Origin of the sequence: Mycobacterium ulcerans subsp. shinshuense (assembly GCF_002355775.1) — a bacterium.
Taxonomy (GTDB): Bacteria; Actinomycetota; Actinomycetes; order Mycobacteriales; family Mycobacteriaceae; genus Mycobacterium; species Mycobacterium marinum.
The window spans coordinates 2,352,326-2,373,177 of record NZ_AP017624.1 but is presented as its reverse complement, the minus strand read 5'-3'; the positions used below and the strand labels follow the sequence as shown (position 1 = coordinate 2,373,177).

General features: G+C 59.3%; 16 protein-coding genes and 1 tRNA gene. 3 read left to right on the top strand and 14 right to left on the bottom strand.

Features of this window, described 5'->3' with window-relative positions:
• Positions 1-2: 2 nt before the first annotated feature.
• Both SHTP_RS10700 and SHTP_RS28805 read right to left on the bottom strand, forming a co-directional pair.
• Positions 3-1,535, bottom strand: a complete 1,533-nt coding sequence (locus SHTP_RS10700; protein ID WP_096370577.1) for an adenylate/guanylate cyclase domain-containing protein — start codon at positions 1,533-1,535, stop codon at positions 3-5.
• 88 nt (positions 1,536-1,623) lie between these two features.
• Positions 1,624-2,058: a hypothetical protein gene (locus SHTP_RS28805; protein WP_231991760.1), complete on the bottom strand. Its 435-nt coding sequence runs from the start codon at positions 2,056-2,058 to the stop codon at positions 1,624-1,626.
• A 68-nt stretch (positions 2,059-2,126) separates the two neighbouring features.
• Between SHTP_RS28805 and SHTP_RS10690 the strand changes: the two genes are divergently transcribed.
• Positions 2,127-2,612 (top strand): helix-turn-helix domain-containing protein, encoded by a 486-nt coding sequence (locus tag SHTP_RS10690; RefSeq protein ID WP_036426641.1) that lies wholly within the window; start codon positions 2,127-2,129, stop codon positions 2,610-2,612.
• Between the two features lie 199 nt (positions 2,613-2,811).
• Here SHTP_RS10690 and SHTP_RS10685 read toward each other — a convergent pair whose 3' ends face one another.
• The 8 genes from SHTP_RS10685 to SHTP_RS10650 form a co-directional block, all read right to left on the bottom strand.
• Positions 2,812-3,561 carry a TatD family hydrolase gene (locus SHTP_RS10685; protein ID WP_036426643.1) on the bottom strand — a complete coding sequence of 250 codons (750 nt, stop codon included), beginning with the start codon at positions 3,559-3,561 and terminating at the stop codon, positions 2,812-2,814.
• A gap of 29 nt (positions 3,562-3,590) precedes the next feature.
• The gene (locus SHTP_RS10680) at positions 3,591-4,595 is read right to left on the bottom strand and encodes a hypothetical protein (protein WP_231991369.1); all 1,005 of its coding nucleotides are present in this window, start codon (positions 4,593-4,595) and stop codon (positions 3,591-3,593) included.
• 224 nt (positions 4,596-4,819) lie between these two features.
• Positions 4,820-5,692 (bottom strand): Qat anti-phage system associated protein QatB, encoded by an 873-nt coding sequence (locus SHTP_RS10675; protein WP_096370576.1) that lies wholly within the window; start codon positions 5,690-5,692, stop codon positions 4,820-4,822.
• On the bottom strand, positions 5,692-7,419 hold the full coding sequence (locus tag SHTP_RS10670; protein ID WP_096370575.1) for a KAP family P-loop NTPase fold protein: 1,728 nt from the start codon (positions 7,417-7,419) through the stop codon (positions 5,692-5,694). Before SHTP_RS10670 ends, SHTP_RS10675 begins: the two co-directional genes overlap by 1 nt.
• 74 nt (positions 7,420-7,493) lie before the next feature.
• Positions 7,494-8,228 (bottom strand): M48 family metallopeptidase, encoded by a 735-nt coding sequence (locus SHTP_RS10665; RefSeq protein ID WP_096370574.1) that lies wholly within the window; start codon positions 8,226-8,228, stop codon positions 7,494-7,496.
• Entirely contained in the window at positions 8,215-10,995 is a 2,781-nt protein-coding gene (locus SHTP_RS10660; protein WP_231991367.1) for a type I restriction endonuclease subunit R, read from the bottom strand. Before SHTP_RS10660 ends, SHTP_RS10665 begins: the two co-directional genes overlap by 14 nt.
• A 356-nt stretch (positions 10,996-11,351) precedes the next feature.
• Positions 11,352-12,083 carry a restriction endonuclease subunit S gene (locus tag SHTP_RS10655; protein WP_096370573.1) on the bottom strand — a complete coding sequence of 244 codons (732 nt, stop codon included), beginning with the start codon at positions 12,081-12,083 and terminating at the stop codon, positions 11,352-11,354.
• A 497-nt stretch (positions 12,084-12,580) separates the two neighbouring features.
• Positions 12,581-14,077 carry an N-6 DNA methylase gene (locus SHTP_RS10650; protein ID WP_265338869.1) on the bottom strand — a complete coding sequence of 499 codons (1,497 nt, stop codon included), beginning with the start codon at positions 14,075-14,077 and terminating at the stop codon, positions 12,581-12,583.
• Positions 14,078-14,230: 153 nt separating this feature from the next.
• Between SHTP_RS10650 and SHTP_RS10645 the strand changes: the two genes are divergently transcribed.
• Complete coding sequence (locus SHTP_RS10645) at positions 14,231-15,433, top strand: ISAs1-like element IS2404/ISMul1 family transposase (RefSeq protein ID WP_420872991.1); 1,203 nt, start codon at positions 14,231-14,233, stop codon at positions 15,431-15,433.
• Here SHTP_RS10645 and SHTP_RS10640 read toward each other — a convergent pair.
• The 3 genes from SHTP_RS10640 to SHTP_RS10630 all read right to left on the bottom strand — a co-directional run bounded on the left by SHTP_RS10640 (position 15,430) and on the right by SHTP_RS10630 (position 18,534).
• On the bottom strand, positions 15,430-16,392 hold the full coding sequence (locus SHTP_RS10640; RefSeq protein ID WP_197706240.1) for a type I restriction-modification system subunit M: 963 nt from the start codon (positions 16,390-16,392) through the stop codon (positions 15,430-15,432). The two genes, SHTP_RS10645 and SHTP_RS10640, sit on opposite strands and share 4 nt — an antisense overlap.
• A 675-nt stretch (positions 16,393-17,067) precedes the next feature.
• Entirely contained in the window at positions 17,068-17,247 is a 180-nt protein-coding gene (locus SHTP_RS10635; RefSeq protein WP_096370570.1) for a hypothetical protein, read from the bottom strand.
• An 84-nt stretch (positions 17,248-17,331) separates the two neighbouring features.
• Positions 17,332-18,534, bottom strand: a complete 1,203-nt coding sequence (locus tag SHTP_RS10630; protein WP_420811895.1) for an ISAs1-like element IS2404/ISMul1 family transposase — start codon at positions 18,532-18,534, stop codon at positions 17,332-17,334.
• Positions 18,535-18,973: 439 nt separating this feature from the next.
• Here SHTP_RS10630 and SHTP_RS10615 point away from each other — a divergent pair, with 439 nt between their 5' ends.
• On the top strand, positions 18,974-20,737 hold the full coding sequence (locus tag SHTP_RS10615) for a recombinase family protein (protein WP_172900533.1): 1,764 nt from the start codon (positions 18,974-18,976) through the stop codon (positions 20,735-20,737).
• On the opposite strand, the gene SHTP_RS10610 is transcribed toward SHTP_RS10615, so the two are convergent.
• Positions 20,700-20,776 (bottom strand) — tRNA-Pro (locus SHTP_RS10610). The two genes, SHTP_RS10615 and SHTP_RS10610, sit on opposite strands and share 38 nt — an antisense overlap.
• Positions 20,777-20,852 lie beyond the last annotated feature (76 nt).

Below are 20,852 nucleotides of genomic sequence, written 5' to 3'. Positions count from 1 at the left end.
CCTCAGCGGGCCAGTTCGACTCGCGCCTCGGTCTTCTGGTCTAGGCCGAAGACCTGGACAGCGGCTGTTTTCCCTTTCAGCACATGGAATCCCCGATCGATGAGTCCAGGGGGTTGCGACACCAAAGCATCAACGCACTGTTGGGTGAGCAGGATCGTGTCACCGGTGGTCTTGGTGAGTTGCTCGACGCGGGCGGCCACGTTGACGGCATCACCAATCAGGGTGAACTCCAGCTTGCCCCCGCCGCCGATGGTTCCTGCGATGATCACGCCGGTGTTGATCCCAACGCCGATGCGAAGCTCCTGGCCGAATCGCTCAGCAACAAGACGGTGGATCTTCACGGCGGCGCGTACTGCGGCGTCAGCGTGATCCTGAAGGTCATTTGGTGCCCCGAAAACAGCCAGTGCGCCGTCGCCCAGGAACTTGTTCACGTGCCCACCGACGTCGACGACGCCGGGCACCACGATCTCGAACAGCGCGTTGAGGCGGGCGACCGTGTCCTCGGCGGTGTTGGCTTCGGCAAATGGGGTGAAGTCGCGGATGTCGATGAACATCACGGTAACTTCGCGGCGTTCACCGGTGAACACATCGTCACCCTGCTCGAGCAGTCGGGCCGCCAGAGCTGGATCAACGTAAGTGCCGAACGCGGCGTGAAGTCGTCGCCGCTCGGCCAAACCGGCCTGCATGCGGTTGAACGAGGCGGCCAGCACACCGAGGTCATCGTCTTGAACCACGGGCAAGCGTTGGCTGTAGTCACCGACCGCAACACGTTTGGTGCCTTCGGCAAGGTCGCGAATCGGTTGGAGGGAAGGCGAAAACCCGGCGCCGACGGTGATCGGCAGCCCCATGCCAAACGCCAAGCTAAAGGCGATGACGACAGCGAGCAGGGGAACCTCACCGACCCGATGGAACACAGCCGCCAGCATCGCGCCCGCCAGGGCGAAGACGAAAGCGACGCCCAGCATGAACATGTTGGCCCAGGCGGCAAAAGTCGGGCGAGAGCGCGGCAGGGAATCACCGATCCCCGTATCACCGGTTAACGCGGCCCGCGCTGGCCGTAGGGATACTTCCGAGAAGCTGTGGCTCGCGGCCAGCTGGGTGGTGGCTCCGAGGACGGCACCCCATACGCCGTACTGGACGACCCGCCACCAGGTCGCTCCGGCGATCGCACCGACAACGACCGCAAGGATAGTGGCCCAAACGGCGGTGACGACCATGGCTCGGAAGAACGTTTCCCGAACGTACCTGTAGGTGTCCGCCAGAGCTGTCGCCCGATCGACCTGCTGGGCCGCCGCCCACCGCTCAACGGAGCGGAGTCGGCCTAGGCCAGGAAGAACGATGGCGTACACCAGCACTGGCACGGCCACAACGGTGAGAGCAGCCGTCTCGAAGTAATGATTGGAGTGCTCGTAAGCGGTAATGATCATCGACGCCACGATCCAGACCGGGAGCAGCGTAAGGATACTGATTGTAAAGATCGCCCACGAGTACCTCGCACCGTACCGATCCCACGCCCACTGCCAGATGCGGTCCATGCCGGTAGACTAAACGCCGAGCGCCTTGACCTGCGGATACTTCCAGCTATACGAAGTGGTCACCTTGGGCTAATAGGGCCGACAAAAGTCAAATTGATTGCTCGGCAAGGCATTCGAGTCGGTCGGTGCCTTGCTCCGCGTAGTTCGTGATGGTGCCCACCTTGACCGGCCGTGAACGACCAAATCCGAGAATCCTATGAAGCTGGGCCGGGTGGTCCTTGGCGTAAAGCACCGCGGCAGCGTTCTCCACGTACGAGCGCAACAGTGTGTAGGCGACCAACGGGTTGTCGGCGCCGAGGGCATGGACCGCGCCGTCGTGTAACCCGGCCGCGCGACTCGCCAGACCCATCACAAGAAGGTGCCCGCCGCAAATCATGTCGTTCGTGCGACCAAGAACCTCCTTCGCGTCGTCAAAGAGCCACTGACAAGAGGCGCGGGCTTTCTCAATCCCGGTCGCCCGGTCAACGATGCCGCGAGCCTGCACCGGTTCGGGAGGCTCCCCGGTAGATCCGTCGCACGTCATGGGTCGATTGTCCGCCGCACAGCAAACGGGTTTAGGGGTGCCTTCCAGAGCTGGTTTGGGTCAAACATGTGGGTCAAACGACCGGAAACGGACGGTCAGACGGCCAAAAATGCACGCTGACTTGTGTCGGCCTGTTGCAAAACTATTCAAACCATGACGTAGTAGGTCTTCGTCGACTGGCTGCACTGATCGATACAACACCAAAACGCCCTCTGACCGGCACAAACCCGCCAGCACGGCCACATCGGCTTGACCGGCGACTCTCTCCCGACGCCATCACGGATCTAGTTGCCACCTATCGCTCCGGCACCTCCACCAACGAACTCTGCCGACGCTACGGCGTTTCGAAGGGCGGAGTGCTCAAGATTTTGGCCGACCATGGCATCGCCATGCGCTACCAACCAATGACGGAACGGGAGATCGACCGAGCTATCACACTCTACGTCGAAGAAGGCCTATCCATTCGCGCCATCGCGCACCAGCTTGGCAAGAGTAAGGGCAGCGTCTGGAAGGCACTTCACGAGCGCGGCATTATGATGCGCGCGGCTCACTGATCGACTTTCGGATTAATCTCCCGCTTGGCACTTGGAATACCTGTAGATCGAGACCAGCCAGCAGCAGATCTCACTCCATACTGGTAACTTAGGCGCGCTGAGTTGGACGCTTGTCGTTGTAGCGGCTGTCGATGGCGCAATCGTTAACCCCGCCGCATGAGCGAATTGGTTCCAGCCACGTCCGATCGGAAGCACGCCTTTATGCGGCGAGCAGCAAGTCCGCTACGTGCATCGGCATTCGATCGATCGCCCCTGTGCCGACAGACATCCGTCTGAGGTTTCGGTAGAACTGACGCCGCACGTGCATTGGATCAGAGTCGTGGATCTCGGCGAGAAGCTTCTCAAGCTGGTCAGTGTCACCAGGCTTGCTCCCAGTACGCCTTCGAGCAACTGGGAAGTCGGTCTCCGGTAGAAGCCGGTCTAGCGGCAGAGCGGTGAGGATTTCACGGCGCATGGCTGTGTTCACTGAGAAATAGCACCCAAGCGATAGCAGCTCGTCGACCTCTTCGGGCCGGCCGGAAAACCAGTGCATGATTACACCTTGAGTCCGGCGTAGGCGGACGATCTTGGCGACTTCCGCCGTGCAGCCTGCGCTGTGTACTGACAAGAGCACTGGCTCGTCCTTGAGTCGATCGAGTAGTGCATCGAACACTTCCGCCTGATGATGCAGGTTACCGCTTCGACGGTCCATGCCGATCTCTCCGACGATGGCGAAGCCCGTTGCACAACGGGCGAACTCGTCGAGGTCGACAGCTCCGCCACGCGCGACGTATGAGGGGTGTGCTCCGCAGCCCCAGAGGATGTTGTGGTCGCGGCGTTGCGCGGCCTCGACTGCCTCCGCGGGCTCCCGGGTCATGGCAAAGACGATTGCCGTACCAAGCTGAGCGATCTGACGGTTCGTGACGCTAGGCGATACATGCGCGTGACAATCCAAGCTAGGCAGGCCCACTACGTCAGCTCCGCAAGCACTACCGCAAGCTACGCAAATCCGCGACGGCAGAGCTCAGCGGCTGCCGAGAGGTCAAAGTCATCAGGGTACGGACCATTCTCCAGAAGCGTGAATTCGTCGATCTCGGCCTCCACCCGGCTCATAACTGCCCTGACATCGAGTCCACGTCGGGAGCGAAGCTGGTCAAGTGACGTGCCGGTCAATATCGTTGCAAGGTAAGGAGTCTTGTCCTCAAGACCCGCCGCACGAATCGAAGCCCTACGTGTAAGGCAAGCGACGCAGAGACCGCAGTTCAAGTTAGGATTCCCGCCCTTGTACGTCCGCCCGTCGAGCTTCGCGCACGACAGTGTTGTCACCAACCCTTCAGCGAATGCCGGGCAGACATCCGCCGCTGCCCGCACCAGTTCACCCTTTGTCTGCCATTCGTAAGGGTTCACGAGTTCAATATCGATCCCAGCGTCATCGAGCAGTCTTTGCATCAGGTGCATGGTCCACGGATGCGTGGATCGGGTTGACAACACGCCCCCTCTGTCGTTACCAAGCGAAAGATTGAGCCCTGTAAACCCGTTCTCAGACACTTCGACGCGATCTATGCCACGAGCATCAGCGAGAGCCACAGCCAGGGCATAGAAGAGGAGTGCGCGAGTACGTGTTGTGTTCTCACGCTTGCGACTGGCTTCATTCAGCGAGAGTCGGACACACTCGCCCTCGACCCCGTTGCTAGTCAACCAATTCCATGTGCGCCTCTGGGCGCCAGTCACCGTTGGATTGTCGGTGTGCGAGAGGAACAGTCCGGGCGCGCCCTTCAGCACAGCACCGCTGAACGAGTCGAGCCCGCCGCCGAGAAGTGAGACGGCGTCGGGCACATCATCGGGCGGGATGAACGGCTGCTGGCCCAGGACTGGTCGCGGCGCGGTGGCATCGGATGCGCTCAGTTCCCACGCATCCCCCGACACCCAATCCAGCAATCGTTCAAACTGCGCGAGTAGCGGCGTCCACGCTGCGACATCGGTGAGATGGACATGGACACGCATCGTTCGGGAGAAGCCGGCGCCACGGGGTCGAAGCCGGTCGGCAATGTACGCCGCGCCTGCAAGTCGAACAAGATCGATGACCCGGTCACTGACATCACCGAGTTGTGACAGCCACGCGTTCAGCGACGCGTCGACGTCCGAATCGGACTCCCCTGGCTCTCCCCACCCAACTTGCGTGAAGTCGTGGTGGATCGGCTACGACTGGACCGGGCGGACCTCCAGGTTCACGGCGTGCCTCCGCCGCGTGCTCGCAGCAGCTTAATCACTTCCTTTGTCAGCTCGGCCGCTCGCGTTCGCAGATCACGCGGCTGGATGACTCCTCCGCCAGGAATAGGTAGATCCTGGACCCGCTTTTCGAGATAGACACGGATCGTGCGCTCTTTCTTCGCCACGCCATCAGGTGAAAGAGCACCCTCGTTTACCTGTCGCTGTAGCTCCACCAGAGATAGCTCAAAGACATAGCTCACAACGAAAGCCCGCAGCGACACCATCTCATCCGGTGGTTCACCCTTCGTCAGAACATCTTTGAGAGCCTCAAGTGACGCCTTGCGTAGTGCCATTTCGTCCGGATGAGCGCCTTCTCCGAGCACCGCGTCAAGAATCTCGGCACACTGCCGTATCGGGCTAAGGCCCTGCAAACGAGTGAGGTCGAGCCCAAGCTCCTTCAAGTAGTCGGCGTCGCCCCTACGAACGGCGTATGCGGCACCGAGCGCGGCGCCGCCACGTGCAGCACTCCGAGTCACCTGCCGGCGAGAACCAGAGCCTTGGCGTCCCGCTCCCGAGCGGACCCGTCCGTTGCCTCCACCGTCGCTACCGCCATCAGAGCCGCTGGACCCTCTGCCGGGGCGGCCGAGCCACGGGATCAGCGCGGGTAACGCGATCTTCGATTCGTCGACTATCGGCCGGTGAAGCGAGGGATCGTCGGAATCAAGCGCATCACCGATCGATCCCCAAAGATCTTCCAGAGGTTTCTCGCTTGGCTGCTCGCCGCCTCCCGAATCACCACTGCCAGCGCCCGGCGGGAGGTCAAGAATCTGCTGCCGAGCGTCCTTCCAAACCTGCTTGGCACTCCCGCCATACGAGCCTGAAGTGCCCATTAATTAGTACCTCCATCGAGCACGTTAAGGGCCGCCTGCCTCACCTCTGCATCGATCACCTCGTCTTCAGCCAGTTGTCGCGCCACGGTCGCAATTTCGGGGACCTTTGAACTCCCCATCTCGACGGCATTACCCACGTCAATCTGCTTCCAGCAGCTCTCTTTCAGTCCAGCGGCAACGTCTTGAGCGAGAGCGGGAGCCGTTCCCGCGATGTCGATAAGCGAGCTGATGGTCGACCCGCCCTCATCTTGTCGGCGCGCCTGGGCGAACAGCGCCTCAATCGCAATGCGCTGATCATCTTCCGACCGCTCGACGAGTTTGTCGACCGCCGTGCGTCGCAGAGTCTCTGAGTCACCGGTCAATTCGGCCAATAGGGCAGCAAGCTCCGCGTCAAGCGGCGTGCCGCTCTGGCGTGTAATAGCAAGCGACGCGGCAAGAGTCAGGTATGGGCCGATTTTCTCAGACGACAGGTCGGGCTCAGCCGCAGCCCATTCTCTACTATCCTCAGAAACACCCTCGGGCTTGGCGCTGCCCTCTCCCGAAGCCCACTTCTGCCAGGTGTCCAGCAGTGTTTTTCGCTCCAGATCAGGCGTGTTGACCAGCTTCTCGAAATCTACCCTGAAGCGATCTTCGAGCAAGAGCAGCTTCGCGAGAACATCCGCACGAACGCTTACGCCGCGTGCCTGCGCGATTCGGTTTCGGACTTGAAAAGCGTTGAGAAAACGCTTGATCTCACGCGGATTGACGACCTTGTCGCTTCGCAGGCCGTGGACGAGCTGACTTGCGAGTCTGAGTGTGTCGTCATCGGGCTTGGCCGCAAGGCCGTCCATTTCAGACAGCAGCGGAACCTTGTTCGCCTTGCGACGGTCGCTCGCGTGGGCGACGAGGGCCGTGAATGCGTCGTCATCCAATCCGGCCTTCGCAAGCAGAAGCCCGAGGTACGCGTCTGCCTCATGCGCAGGCAGGACCGGCAAAGAAACCGGCAGCTGGACAATCTTGTCGAGGTAGCGCTGGGCATATCGGCTGGACTCCGGCGACCCCCCGAGGTTCATCGCGATGGCATCACGAACCATGTCCTGATCGGCTGCGATGACGAAAACCATGCCAGACACGGAGAGAAAGAGCTTGATTGCCTCCAAGGTGGCGACCGTCGCGGAGGGCATACAGCGATCCAGGTCATCAACCAAAACGACAATGCGTCGTGTATCCGGCAATGAATCGATCAGCTTGCCAAATTCTGTCTTGAAGCCAGCCATCGATTCAGGTGAGTTGCGCGACTTCGGCTTCAAGGCCTCCGCCAAGCCCGCGAAGTCCAACGTTTGGGTGAGAACTCCTTTCGCCACGACTGTGCCAACCCGTGACCAGCTGATCCGCCCGAGCAGCTCTCCGATCTTCTCGGTTAGGCCGGCATCTTGATCAAAGTGCTCGCGCAAACCGTCGAGCACTTCCGCGATAATGGTGCCCTTGACATCCTCGTGATCATCGAACTCCCACGGGTTTGTACTGACTACGCGGACACCGTCGACGTCGAAGAGCGCGTCGTCAATAAGGTTCAGCACGGTCGATTTGCCGCCGCCCCACTTCGCATGAACCCCAATCGTCAGTGGATCGAGTTCCTCCGCCACGATGGCATCTACGATGGGAGCAACGACAGCGTCGAAGCCCAGCAGATCGACTTCCGAGGGGTTGTCGTCCCAGAGCGGTGTGCGTAATACGTTGTCAGTCATGCGGCAGCAGCTCTCCCCGAAAGTTGTTTACGTGGACCAACCGCCGCGTGCGCTCCCGATGGTCACTCATTGATTCAAGCACGGCGCTGTTCCCAATCCTCCTCCGCCAGCGGAGCGTCGTTCAGCTGGTCACGCCGACTGCGCCAGTCGGGCATGAAACCGTCCATGAGTGTTGTAAAGCGCTCGCCGTGGTTGCGTTCAAGGTAGTGGGTCATCTCGTGGACGAGGATGTACTCCAAGCAGTCTGGGTGCTTCTTGGCGAGTTCGACGTTGATCCAGATATGTCGGGTCTCGCGGTTGCACGATCCCCACTTAGTCTTCATGCGGCGGATGCTCCATCGTGGCACCTTGAGATGGAGCTTTTGCTCCCATTTCGAGATCAGTGCCGGCACCGCCTGGCGTAGTTGCTCCCGATACCAACCGTCGAGGTATTCACGGCGACGCTGCGGCGTGGCGCCCTCGGGGGCGTACAGCATTAGCCGGTCTCCCTCGGTCTCAAAGTGAGCGCGACCTGGCCGTTCGATAACCTTCAGACGACGGCGGATACCCCAGACATAATGTGATTCGCCAGTGACCATTTCCCGCTCGGATTGGCGCTGTGTCGATTGCAGCCGTCCACGCTGCCGCTTGATCCATGACAGCCGCTGAATCACTGCGAGCCTTACCTGCTCGTCATCGAGGCGGCGTGGCGCAGCGACACGGACTCGACCCATCGGCGGGTAGACGCCGATATGCAGGTTCTTGATGTCCTTGTAAACGACATCGACATCGATCCCGCGAACGGTCAGGTAGGCGCTAGCTGTAGTCATGCTGCGCCTTCAGTAGTTCCATCAGTGCTTCTAACCGCTGCTCACCGAAGTCGTCGGGTAGTACTTCAATACTCGAGTTTTCGACTCTGCGCTCCCTAAGGGGGTTGCCGATCCAGGAGGCACGCTTGCTCTCAAGCACCGCCTTGTCGACCACGAGGGCAAGTTGCTCGTCGCGATCAAGAGAGTCATACAGCGCACGTTTGGCGTCGGTGTCCAGCGATCCTGGGTAGTCAGTCAATGGCTCTTTGGTGCCAAGCCTATTAGCGGCTTCGAGAATCTTGGCGAGGTAGGCCTCGTACTGAAGTGCCTGCTGGTGGCGTTCCGCGATAATGTCGTCCAACAGCTTGCTCATAGAATCGTAGTACTTCGGATTGGTCGGACGCTCATCGATGATCACCTTGCGCATGTTGTTGATGATCGTCTCGGCGACCGCCTCGGGATCTTTCTGAATACCCTTGGGTAACTTCGCAAGTGCGTTTTGTGCGCCCAGTTTGACGATCAGGTCAACCAGCCCGGTATCCTCGAAGTTTGACACAACCTCCGACGCATGGGCGTTGATATAGGTATCGAGCAGGAAGCGCATGCCGGCTTCATACTGCTTAAAATCGATATCTTCACCCGCACCGAGCTTCACTTCAGCCCGCACTGCTACATAGTGGTCAATCTCCGTTCTGATCGCCTCGACTTCGGCATCGCTGTATCCGGCGGCGTTCATATCGTTGGCGAGGTTGGCGAATGCACGTGTAACTGCGGCGACGGCCTTGTATAGCTCAACGCGCTTTGGCTCGTTGTCTTTGAGTTGCTCGGCGTTCCCCGGTTCGATCGCGCAGAAGTATTGCTGGTACTGCAGCGTGTTCTTAGGTGGTGCAACTGGTTCCACCAGCGCACGGATACGCTCCAGCGCCTCGTCCAAGTCGTCGCGAGCTTGGTCAAGACGGTCGGTCAGCAGCCCCTCGATATCCTTCTTGTCGTAGCCGTCGAGTGCTCCCGATGTGTAGTCATCGATGGCCGACTCCAGCGAGTTGAAGAGATCCTGGTAGTCGACGATATAGCCGTAATCTTTGTCATCACCGTCTAGACGATTGACGCGGCAGATCGCTTGGAACAGACCGTGATCGCGCATCTTCTTGTCGATGTATAGGTAGGTCGCACTCGGTGCGTCAAAACCAGTCAGTAGCTTGTCCACGACTATGAGTAGTCGCATCTGCCCCGGCTGTTCGACAAACTTCTCTTTGACCTCTTTCTCGAACTGCTCGACCTTGCCTACCGCCGCGTCCTCGGACTCGTGAAAGTAATCGGCCAGCATCTTGCGGTACGTGTCGTACTGGCGAATCTTCTCGGTCTTGCCCTCGCCGGAATCCTCTTTGGAGATGTCGCTCGCATTCGGCTCGTAGCTGGTGACGATCGCGCACTTGCCTTTGAACCCGGCGGCCACGAACAGCTCATAGAACTTCGTCGCTTGATAGATGCTCGCACACACCAGCAAGGCGTTGCCACGCTTATCCATTAGGCGGGGCTTTGTCTCCATGTCCATCAAGATGTCTTGGACGATCTGCTTGGCGCGCGGTTCCGACGAAACGACCTTGTGGATTGTGCCCCAACGCTTTTTCAGCTCTGCCTTGCTGAGATCAGTCATGCCCTTGGTCTTGAGTTCGAACCACTTGTCCACCTGCTTGGGCGACGTCAGTTCCTGGTCGATTCTGCGTGCCTCATACTGCAGATCGAGCACCACGCCGTCCGCGACAGCCTCATCGAATTTGTAGGTGTGGATGAAGCTGCCAAAGGTCTCGATGCTGGTCGCCTTGTCGGCCTTGAGTAGTGGCGTACCTGTAAAACCGATGAACATCGCCGCCGGCAGCAGCTGCTTCATCGCAGTGTGCATCTTGCCCGACTGTGTTCGATGAGCCTCGTCGACAAACACGAACAGATTGCCCTTGGCCCTAAAGCCCTTGGGTATCTTGGCGTTCAGTTCCCGAATGAAGGCCTCGCGGGCCTCATCGAGATCCTTATCGTCGTCGCCGCCGCGGAACTTGTGCACCAGCGAGCAGATCAACCACTGCTGCGACTTGTTCAGTGTGTCAATCAAGTCAGCGCCGCTGCTGGTGCGATAAATCTGCTCGTTGATACCGTTAAAGACGCCCTCGATCTGTTCGTCCAGCTCGGTGCGGTCAGTAATCAGGAGAACCCTCGCGTCGTCCTGATGTTCCCGAATCCACTTGGCCAGCCACACCATCGTCAGGCTCTTACCCGAACCTTGGGTTTGCCAGATGATCCCGCCTTCACGCTTGGCGATACGTGCCTGCCCGGCCTTCACCCCGAAGTACTGGTTGGGTCGGCACGTCTTCTTCACGCCAGCATCGAAGACGATGAAGTTATGAATGATGTCGAGGAAGCGGTCCCTGTTGCACATCTGCGCCAGCGGCGTGTCCAGCAGTCCCTCGACGCCCTCGCTGTCCCGCTCAAGCTGCTTCCGTTGATGCTCATCGATGTCCTTGATGAAACGCCACTGCAGCCAGTACTTTTCGGTTGTGTCGATGACCGCATAATGCAAGCCCTCGACGTCATTCCCGGCGAGCATCAATTGCACGGTAGAGAAGAACGGACGAATGAACTCTGGCTTCTGGTTACCGATCGTCTGGCGGATGCCCTCGCTTACAGCGACGTGCGATCGCTTCAGTTCCAACGTCGCCAGTGCAAGGCCATTGACGTACAGCACAATGTCGGGTCGCTTCGTGTGTTGGCCGAGCACTGTTACTTCCTCGACCACAACAAAGTGATTGGCATCTGAGTTATCCCAGTCGATCAGCTTAATGGTCTCTCAGTGCTCGCCGGCGCCAGGCTTGACCTTCACGCCGTACCTCAGGAGGCCGTACACCTCGCGGTTGGCTTCGTATAGGTCATGGCCAGGGCCGACCCATGCTGCCTTCTGCAGCTGGCCGATCGCCTTGTTAACCAGATTGTCGTCGTAGCCGCGCGCCTTGAGATTTTGTACCAGCAGCGCGACGTCGATGTTGGAGTTGCCCTTGCGGTGCGCCCAGTTGCCGAGCTACTCGTAACCCAGACACTCACTAAACAGCTTGACGACACGATTCTGTGTTGCTCGCTCGGGCTGACCAACGTCACTCACGAGGTGGCCTCCACGGGAAGGCGCGTGCGGCCGGTGAGCAGCTCCTGCATCATGCCGATCTTCGCTGCCCGGGCCTTGTCGACACGAGTTCGTAAGACATCTATCTCGGCATCAGCATCGGTGAGGACCCGGGCGAGCGCACGCTGCTCATCGAGGTCAGTGGGCATCGAGAGTGGAATGGACCGTAGTTGCCGACCATTGAGTGACGGTAGTGCGCCCGTTGCAACGAGCGAGGCCATAGGAAAGTTTGTAAGGACGTAGTAAACGAAGCGAACATCTGCGGAAGACGTGTCCGGCATGAACGCAGCCATATTGTTGTCGATACAACTTGGCTGAGCAAGGATCCGTTTTCGCTCGAGGAAAACAGCAGCGCCAACCTTCGCGAAGACGATTGCGCCGGTGGGCATGACGATCGCACCGATCTGTTTGCGCTGTGATTCTGAGATGTAGTTGTTCGCCGAAGTCATGAACAGCTGGTTTCCCGCCTTGTCCATGTCAGAGACCTTGAAGAACGGAAACTTGCCAGACGCTGCTCCCTGATGGCGCACTGGAAAGCCGCTCCCGCCCTTGAAGTAGCCAACATCCCCGGCGTGCAGATCTCGCCAGGGCTTCGCGTACCCGGGCAGCCTTGTTCGGCCGGTCAGGAGCTGCTGCATCATCCCCTCCTTGATCGCCTGCTTCTTTGCAATGAGGCCTTCGAAGGTCGAGATCAGCGAATCAGTGTCCATGAGGCGCGCCGCAATCGCCTATTGCTCAACACGGCCAGGGACTGCGAACAGAAGACTGCGGAGAGTCCAGATAGATAGTTCTTGCCGCGTCGAACCAACTGCAGCCTTCTTCAAAGTCTGCTGAGCTTCAGATGATTGAAGCAGCTGAAACCAAAACTCCGGGTCATGCTCGGCGCGGAGCCGTATCCGCGCGACATCGCGACTGATGTTTCCACGAAATCCTCTGGGAACGAGGCCTATACGTCCGGTTGTTCCCTTGACAGAAACCAGTAGATCGTCACCTGCAACCCGACTTCTACGATAGGCAGCTTCGATAGCTGGAGCGCTGCGATGCAACTTTGCCATCGAGGGCCTTGGAAGATCTCGAATTGCTACGACAGGCACTCCGCCCTGCGTATTCGGTCCTGGTTGAACGATGCCGTAGCCGATAGGCGCATCCGGTCGTGTCGCGTCATCAAGAGTGACCCGGTACCAGTCATCTTGTGTCAGCCCAGTCGTCATTTGACCCCCATCGCTAAAAGGTGCTGGGCGACCTTCGCCTGGACGTCGGCAAGCTCCGAGTCGAGCGCGCTGACCGTCTGGGCGTAGCGCTCCCCGAGCTGCTGGATACGCGCCACCAGGTTGTGGGCGAGTGACGTAACCTCGCCGGCAATCCGGCTCCTGACTGTCGCATGCCACTTCTCGTCCAGCACGAGGGAATTCACATCGTCTTCGGCGAGATTGCCGTACTCCTTCAACACGGCGGCATCGAGTTTTGCCTGGACGTCCTTGACTGCTTTCTTGGCCGCTGCGTCGGCGTCGTAGAGCTTGATCAGGTGCTCGAGCGCCTTGATCTCATCGGGGTCAGATTTCTCGCGCTTAACGACGCGTAGCCGCGCCGCGGCGAGCGCCTTGGTGATCTTGTCCTCGTCCATCGCCGCCGCCAGCAATCCATCCTCGACGGCGTGCTCCTCGACGTATTCCTCGACGGCCTGGGTTGCGGCCTCGGCCCTTGCGGTCAGTTCATCGATCTGCGCCTGGGTGTCGTAGTAGTAGGTGGACACCATCAGCGCGGGCGGAACCAAGTCCATCTTGTACTTAATGGCGCTGCGACCGGAGCCCATGACGAGATCAGGTGTCTCGGATAGCTTGCGGTCTTTGTCCTCAATTGTCTTGCGGGGCTTAGCCGCACCGAGCCAGCCGTCGTTCATGATCATGAACACGTCGTCGTGCATCGTAGTTTCATTCCTGTAGGTCATCAGCTGCTCGTAGACGTCGTATTCGTCCAGCAGTGGTATCGACTTGAACCGTGCCAGCAAGTCGTCGCTGATCTCACCGATCAACTCCGCGGGCTTGGTGTTCTCGTCGATCTTCGCCAAGTGCGATCGGTGTGCCGCGAACCACTCATCGACCACTTCATCGACTTTGTGCGCGAATTTCTTGAACTTGGCAGACTCAAGCACCGTCTGATGGACATTTGCGATGTCAATTGCGAGATCGCTGTAACTCGGACGGTTCTCGGTAAACAACACGCTGCGGAGGCCCGGAAAGGCCTGCCAATAATCATCGAGCGCATCGAGATCACGATCGGGGATGCCACCGTGCAGATGAGCGTGTAAGTCCTGAATGTCCTCGGGTGCAGACGAATCGATGTAGCGGGGGATGTTCAGGTTGTAGTCGTTTTTGGCATCGGCGATCTCCTTGAGCGGCACCAAGCGCGAGTAGCGCTCAATCTCGACCTGCTTGTTGAACGTATCGACAATCTTGTGGATATCCTGGCTGCGCAGGCGGTTCTTCGGCCCGTCTTTCATGAAACCCGTGGAGGCGTCGATCATGAACACGCCCGTGCGCCCGGTCGCATTCTCCTTATCAAGTATCACAATGCAAGTTGGAATGCCGGTGCCGTAGAACAGGTTTGGAGGTAAGCCGATGATCCCTTTGATAAAGCCATGTTCGAGCAGTCGCCGGCGGATCGTAGCCTCGGCATGGCCACGGAACAGCACGCCATGCGGCAGGATGATCGCCCAGGGCTCCGGCGTTGTTGATTAGCAGGCTTGTGAGCTGGGTTGATGATCTTTGGTGCCGCGCTATTGGGGCCGGAGTGTAGGCACGGGCTATCTGGAGAACGATCGAGTTGGTTACTGTTCGTCGTTGGTCTGGAGTTGCTCGTGCCTACCGTTTCAGTATTGCCTGTGTCGTCGGTTCCAGAGGTGTTCGACCGCTGGAGTCCTGGTGAGCGCAGCGAGCTCATCGGATCGGAGTTTCTCGATGTGTTGGCCTCGGTGCCAGACCCGAGGGACCCACGCGGTCGGAGGTATTCGCTGATGGCTTTGTTGGCGATCGCGGTTCTGGCCACTGCCGCGGGGATGCGCGGCTATGCTGGTTTTGCCACATGGGCGGCCACCGCTCCCGATGATGTGTTGGCCCAATTAGGGGTCGGGTTCCGGCGGCCCAGTGAGAAGACCTTCCGTGCTGTTTTGTCTCGGCTAGACCCCGCCGACCTCAACGCCAGGATGGGCAGTTACTTCACTGCACACGTGGCCAGCAGCGACCCCAGTGGATTGGTGCCGATCGCGTTGGACGGCAAGATGCTGCGTGGTGCTTTACGCGCCAAAGCGACAGCCACGCATCTCGTGTCGGTGTTCGCCCACCGTGCCCGATTGGTGCTCGGTCAACTCGCTGTCGCCGAGAAAAGCAATGAAATTCCCTGCGTACGTGCCCTGCTCACGCTGCTGCCGGGTAGCTTGCGGTGGCTGGTCACCGTGGATGCGATGCATACCCAGGTCGTCACCGCGAAGTTGATCTGCGCCACCTTGAAGTCGCACTACCTGATGATCGTCAAGTCCAACCAAGCCAAAATACTTGCGCGTATCACCGCGCTGCCCTGGGCCGAGGTGCCCGCAGCCGCTACCGACGACTCCCGCGGCCACGGCCGTGTCGAGACCCGCACCCTGCAAATCATCACCGCTGCACGAGGAATCGGCTTCCCCTACGCAAAACAAATCATCCGGATCACTCGTGAACGCTTGATCACCGCCACCGACCAGCGCAGCGTGGAGGTGGTCTATGCCATCTGCAGCCTGCCGTTCGAGCACGCCCGCCCTACCGCGATCATGACCTGGATGCGTCAACACTGGGGAATCGAGAACAGCCTGCACTGGATACGCGACGTCACCTTCGACGAAGACCGTCAAAGGGCACATACCGGAAACGGCGCACAGGTCCTAGCAACGCTACGCAACACCGCGATCAATCTGCACCGCCTCAACGGCGCCGACAACATCGCCGAAGCCTGCCGGATCACCGCTTTGACCGCCAACCGCCGCCTACACCTCCTCAATCCACAATTCCCCAGCTCACAAGCCTGCTAATCAACAACGCCGGAGCCCTGGCCGATCGCCGCCTTGCCGGTGCTCTTGAGCGACTTCAACACGTGTAACAGGAAGGCGTAATCACCGTTCTTGTCCGGTGGCGTGCCGTACTCAAAACGGCCGTAGTCGTTCTCGAGGCCGTGGTTCCACGACTTGACGGAAAACGGCGGATTAGCGACAGCGAAGTCAAAGGTGCGAAGTGCGGCGCCCTTGGTGAACTGCGGACTAGTGATGGTGTCACCCTTGGCGATCTCGGCGTCCTCGTTGCCGTGCAGCCACATATTCATCTTGGACAACGCCCACGTAGCGTTGTCCTTCTCCTGGCCGTAGATCGTGATACCACGCGGGGCTTCGGCGGCCACCTTGAGCAGCAGCGAGCCAGGGCCACACGTCGGGTCGTAAACGGTCTGATCTTGACGAGTCTTGGCGTTGATGCCCACCACTTTGGCCAGGATTCGCGACACTTCGGCCGGGGTGTAGAACTGGCCCTTGCTCTTGCCCGATTCGGTGGCGAAGTGCCGCATCAAATACTCGTAGGCATCGCCGAGCAAATCGTCGCCCTCGGCGCGCGAGCCACGGAAGTCGAGGTCGTTGAAGATGGTAACCAAGCTGGACAGTCGGTCGACCATCTCCTTGCCTTTGCCCAGCTTCTCCTCGTCGCTGAAGTCGGCGAGGTCGATCACGTTGCGCAGGCCGTTGGCCTCGGCGAGGTTGGCGACGATCTTGTTGAACTTGTCGCCAATCTCTTTGTCGCCTTTGGCGGCGAGCATGTCGTCGAACGACCCGCCTTTGGGCACACGGGTCAGACTCTTCGAATCGGCCTTGGCTTTGTCCGAGACGTACTTCACGAACAGCAAGGTGAGGATGTAGTCCTTGTACTGGGGCGCGTCCATCCCGCCACGCAGCTCATCGCAGGACTTCCAGAGCGAGCTGTAAAGGTCAGACTTCTTCAATGCCACAGCGATGTGTCTCCGTCTAGAGGTTGTTGATAATCGTTTTCAATTATACCATTCAATGGGTGCATTTCTGCAGCTCAGCAGCCATTTTGGCTGGACCGGAAGCATGCGCTTAGTACCACGAATAGCAGGGTAGATGAACCGGCCGACACTCGAGGCGGATCATCGGGCTGTGTCACGCCGGACCCGAACCAAGCACCGACCCAATGGGCTCGTGACATCGACATGGTTGCTTCTATACGAAAGAGCCGGAAAGCCGTGCCTTACATGCGGCATTTGGCTTTCCGGCGTGACGCCCGTGCTGAGGCAAAAAAAATGGGCACCGCATTCAAGGGTGCCCTTAATGTGTTACAGGCTAAACATAACGCTGTTTAGTTAAATGAAGCCGATTCTCGCTCGGGGTCAGCGCATACGGGTCCTTACAGGCGCATACTCGCGCACCTTCCGCGGTGTCACCAGTCCGAACAATTCGTTAAAGTTCGGCTGCGGCGGATTGATTGCCTGCTGACGGCGTCGGTACTCGACAGCGGCTTGGACGTGCTGCCGCTGCTGTACGGCATTCCGCAGTACTTCAGCGGATGCCGGGTGTACACGCTCCACGACGGCTACAAGGTGGTTAAACCGCATCTGTAGCAGTTCAGCGCGTGATGGTGTACATTCGCACATCGTTTCTTCTCCTTACTTGAAATCACCGAACAGGTCGATATCGCGTTCGGCAGCGCGACGTTCGTTGAAGCGTTTGTTTATCTCGTACGCCTGACGCTCGTAGACATTTTCAGCCATAGCCCGCTGTGCTTCGTCGAAGCGCTTCTTGGCTGCCTTGCGCTTCAGTTCGTCGCGCCAGGCGACTTCTTCCATCGCGTCCTCGAAGTCGTCCTGATCCCATTGCCTATGACGTTCTTCGCGCTCTTCCTCACCCAGGCAGGGCTCCGGCGTTGTTGATTAGCAGGCTTGTGAGCTGGGGAATTGTGGATTGAGGAGGTCTAGGCGGCGGTTGGCGGTCAAAGCGGTGATCCGGCAGGCTTCGGCGATGTTGTCGGCGCCGTTGAGGCGGTGCAGATTGATCGCGGTGTTGCGTAGCGTTGCTAGGACCTGTGCGCCGTTTCCGGTATGTGCCCTTTGACGGTCTTCGTCGAAGGTGACGTCGCGTATCCAGTGCAGGCTGTTCTCGATTCCCCAGTGTTGACGCATCCAGGTCATGATCGCGGTAGGGCGGGCGTGCTCGAACGGCAGGCTGCAGATGGCATAGACCACCTCCACGCTGCGCTGGTCGGTGGCGGTGATCAAGCGTTCACGAGTGATCCGGATGATTTGTTTTGCGTAGGGGAAGCCGATTCCTCGTGCAGCGGTGATGATTTGCAGGGTGCGGGTCTCGACACGGCCGTGGCCGCGGGAGTCGTCGGTAGCGGCTGCGGGCACCTCGGCCCAGGGCAGCGCGGTGATACGCGCAAGTATTTTGGCTTGGTTGGACTTGACGATCATCAGGTAGTGCGACTTCAAGGTGGCGCAGATCAACTTCGCGGTGACGACCTGGGTATGCATCGCATCCACGGTGACCAGCCACCGCAAGCTACCCGGCAGCAGCGTGAGCAGGGCACGTACGCAGGGAATTTCATTGCTTTTCTCGGCGACAGCGAGTTGACCGAGCACCAATCGGGCACGGTGGGCGAACACCGACACGAGATGCGTGGCTGTCGCTTTGGCGCGTAAAGCACCACGCAGCATCTTGCCGTCCAACGCGATCGGCACCAATCCACTGGGGTCGCTGCTGGCCACGTGTGCAGTGAAGTAACTGCCCATCCTGGCGTTGAGGTCGGCGGGGTCTAGCCGAGACAAAACAGCGCGGAAGGTCTTCTCACTGGGCCGCCGGAACCGGACCCCTAATTGGGCCAACACATCATCGGGAGCGGTGGCCGCCCATGTGGCAAAACCAGCATAGCCGCGCATCCCCGCGGCAGTGGCCAGAACCGCGATCGCCAACAAAGCCATCAGCGAATACCTCCGACCGCGTGGGCCCCTCGGGTCTGGCACCGAGGCCAACACATCGAGAAACTCCGATCCGATGAGCTCGCTGCGCTCACCAGGACTCCAGCGGTCGAACACCTCTGGAACCGACGACACAGGCAATACTGAAACGGTAGGCACGGGCAACTCCAGACCAACGACGAACAGTAACCAACTCGATCGTTCTCCAGATAGCCCGTGCCTACACTCCGGCCCCAATAGCGCGGCACCAAAGATCATCAACCCAGCTCACAAGCCTGCTAATCAACAACGCCGGAGCCCTGCTCACCCAGGGCTCCGGCGTTGACGGCGGAACGGTATGGCGTATCGAGCAAGGCATGATCCCTACCCCGAAGGCGGAGAGCCTCAGGGCGATCGGAGGTGTCCTCGGTATACCGGCCATCGACTTGTTCACGATTGTTGGATGGATTGCGGCTGGCGAGTTGCCCTCGATCGGGCCGTATCTCCGTGCGAGATACCCCAAATTGCCCGAGGACGTGCTGCGGGAGATCGAGACTCACTTTGACGCAGTTGTCCACGAGTACGACCCCAGCTTTGATCTCGCACAAGGAGCTTGAACGTGACTGACCGTAATGACGCCAGCGTCCCTAGTCTCGACCTAGCAGTGACATATCTGCGGGTCTCCACCAAGAAGCAGCTCTACACGGCGATCGACATCGACCCGGACGGCAATTCCATCACTACCCAACGCGAGGTCACCGGTACCAAGGCAGACAGCATGGGGGTGAAGATCGATCGAGAGTTTATAGAGCCCGGGCATTCAGCCAAGACGCTTGACGAGCGCCCGGTGTTCAAAGAACTACTGGCGTATGTCCATCAGCGCCGAGGTATCAAGTACGTCATCGTCTATATGCGCTCGCGCGCTTTCCGCAATCACTTCGACTCAGCGATCGTCCAGACACAACTCAAGAAGCTCGGCGTCCGACTGGTCTCGACCAAAGAGGACTTCGGCGAAGGCCCGACCGCCGTGGCCATGGAAGGGATGCTCGACATCATGAACGGCCTGCAGAACACTCTGCAGGGTCTGGACGTCCAGACGAAAATGCGCAATAAGGCCAAGGCAGGCGGCACCGTCTCACTCGCCAAATTGGGCTACAAGAACGTACGTGTCGACTACGAAGGCCGCCAGATCAACACCATCGCCCTAGACCCGGAACGAGCACCGCTCGTACGAAAAGCCTGGGAGCTGTACGCGACAGGCGAGTACTCCGTCGAACGGCTAGAAGCGACAATGGCAGACCTAGGCTTGACAGCCCGACCAAACAGGCGCTCCCCCAAGGGGACCCCAGTCTCAGCCTCGAAACTGCACCGAATGCTTAGCGATCCCTACTACGTAGGCTTTGTCACCTATAAGGGCGATATGTACCCCGGTCGCCACGAACCAATCGTCAGTCAAGCTCTCTTCGACCGCGCCCAAGACGTGCTCCATGCTCGCAGCGCCCGAGGACAACGCGATCGCGTCCACCAGCACTACCTCAAGGGAGCGCTGTTCTGCCAACGCTGCCACCACGCGGGACGGACTTCGCGAATGATCTACACGGAAGTCACAGGCAACGGCGGAAAGTACGCGTACTACGCATGCCGAGGACGTCAAGAGGGATTATGCGACCTGCCGCACCTGCGCGTCGAACTCATCGAAAAGGCAATCGCTGAGCACTACACCACGCTGCGGCTCCCTGACGATTTCATTCAGGATGTGAGGAGGCTCCTGGCGGATACAGTCAGCGACTCTCAGGCAAACACGCGGGAGTTGCACGCCAGCATGACGCGCCGGTTGAAGCAGATCGATGTGAGGGAATCACGGCTCATCGACCTCGCGGCTGACGGCGAGATGCCACGGGACAAGATTCGCGCCAAGCTCAACGCGCTGAAGATGGAGCGAGCAAACATCGAAGCCAGCCTCGCGAGCACGAGTGAAGAGCTGCCAATCGGAGCATCGGCGCTCCGCGATGCATTGCACCTGGTCGAAGATCCGCAATCGCTATACGCGAACGTACCCAACGAAGTCCGTCGTCACCTAAATCAAACCTTCTATGAGCGCTTCTACATCGATGACACGGAAGTTGCCAACGATCAAAGGACGCCGCTGTTCGCTGAGCTAGAGGAGGCAGCGCACGTGTTTGCACAGCATAGGGCGAAGGGCAACTCTGTCCCGACTCAGAGCGACGCAGTAGCCGCTATGAATGAAGAAAACCCCCGTCAAGCAGGGGCTCCTAGATCTACCGGAACGGAGTCGCTCACCTTGGCCAGTGTCTTTTCGGTCACTGGTTTGAGTAAGAACGTTCTGGTCGGGCTGACAGGATTTGAACCTGCGACCACTTGACCCCCAGTCAAGTGCGCTACCAAACTGCGCCACAGCCCGTTGCCGCCAATGTCTGCATCGGCAGCAGGTCGAAAGCCTACCTCAGTCCAACCACGCCTCCGCGCAAGGCCCGAGT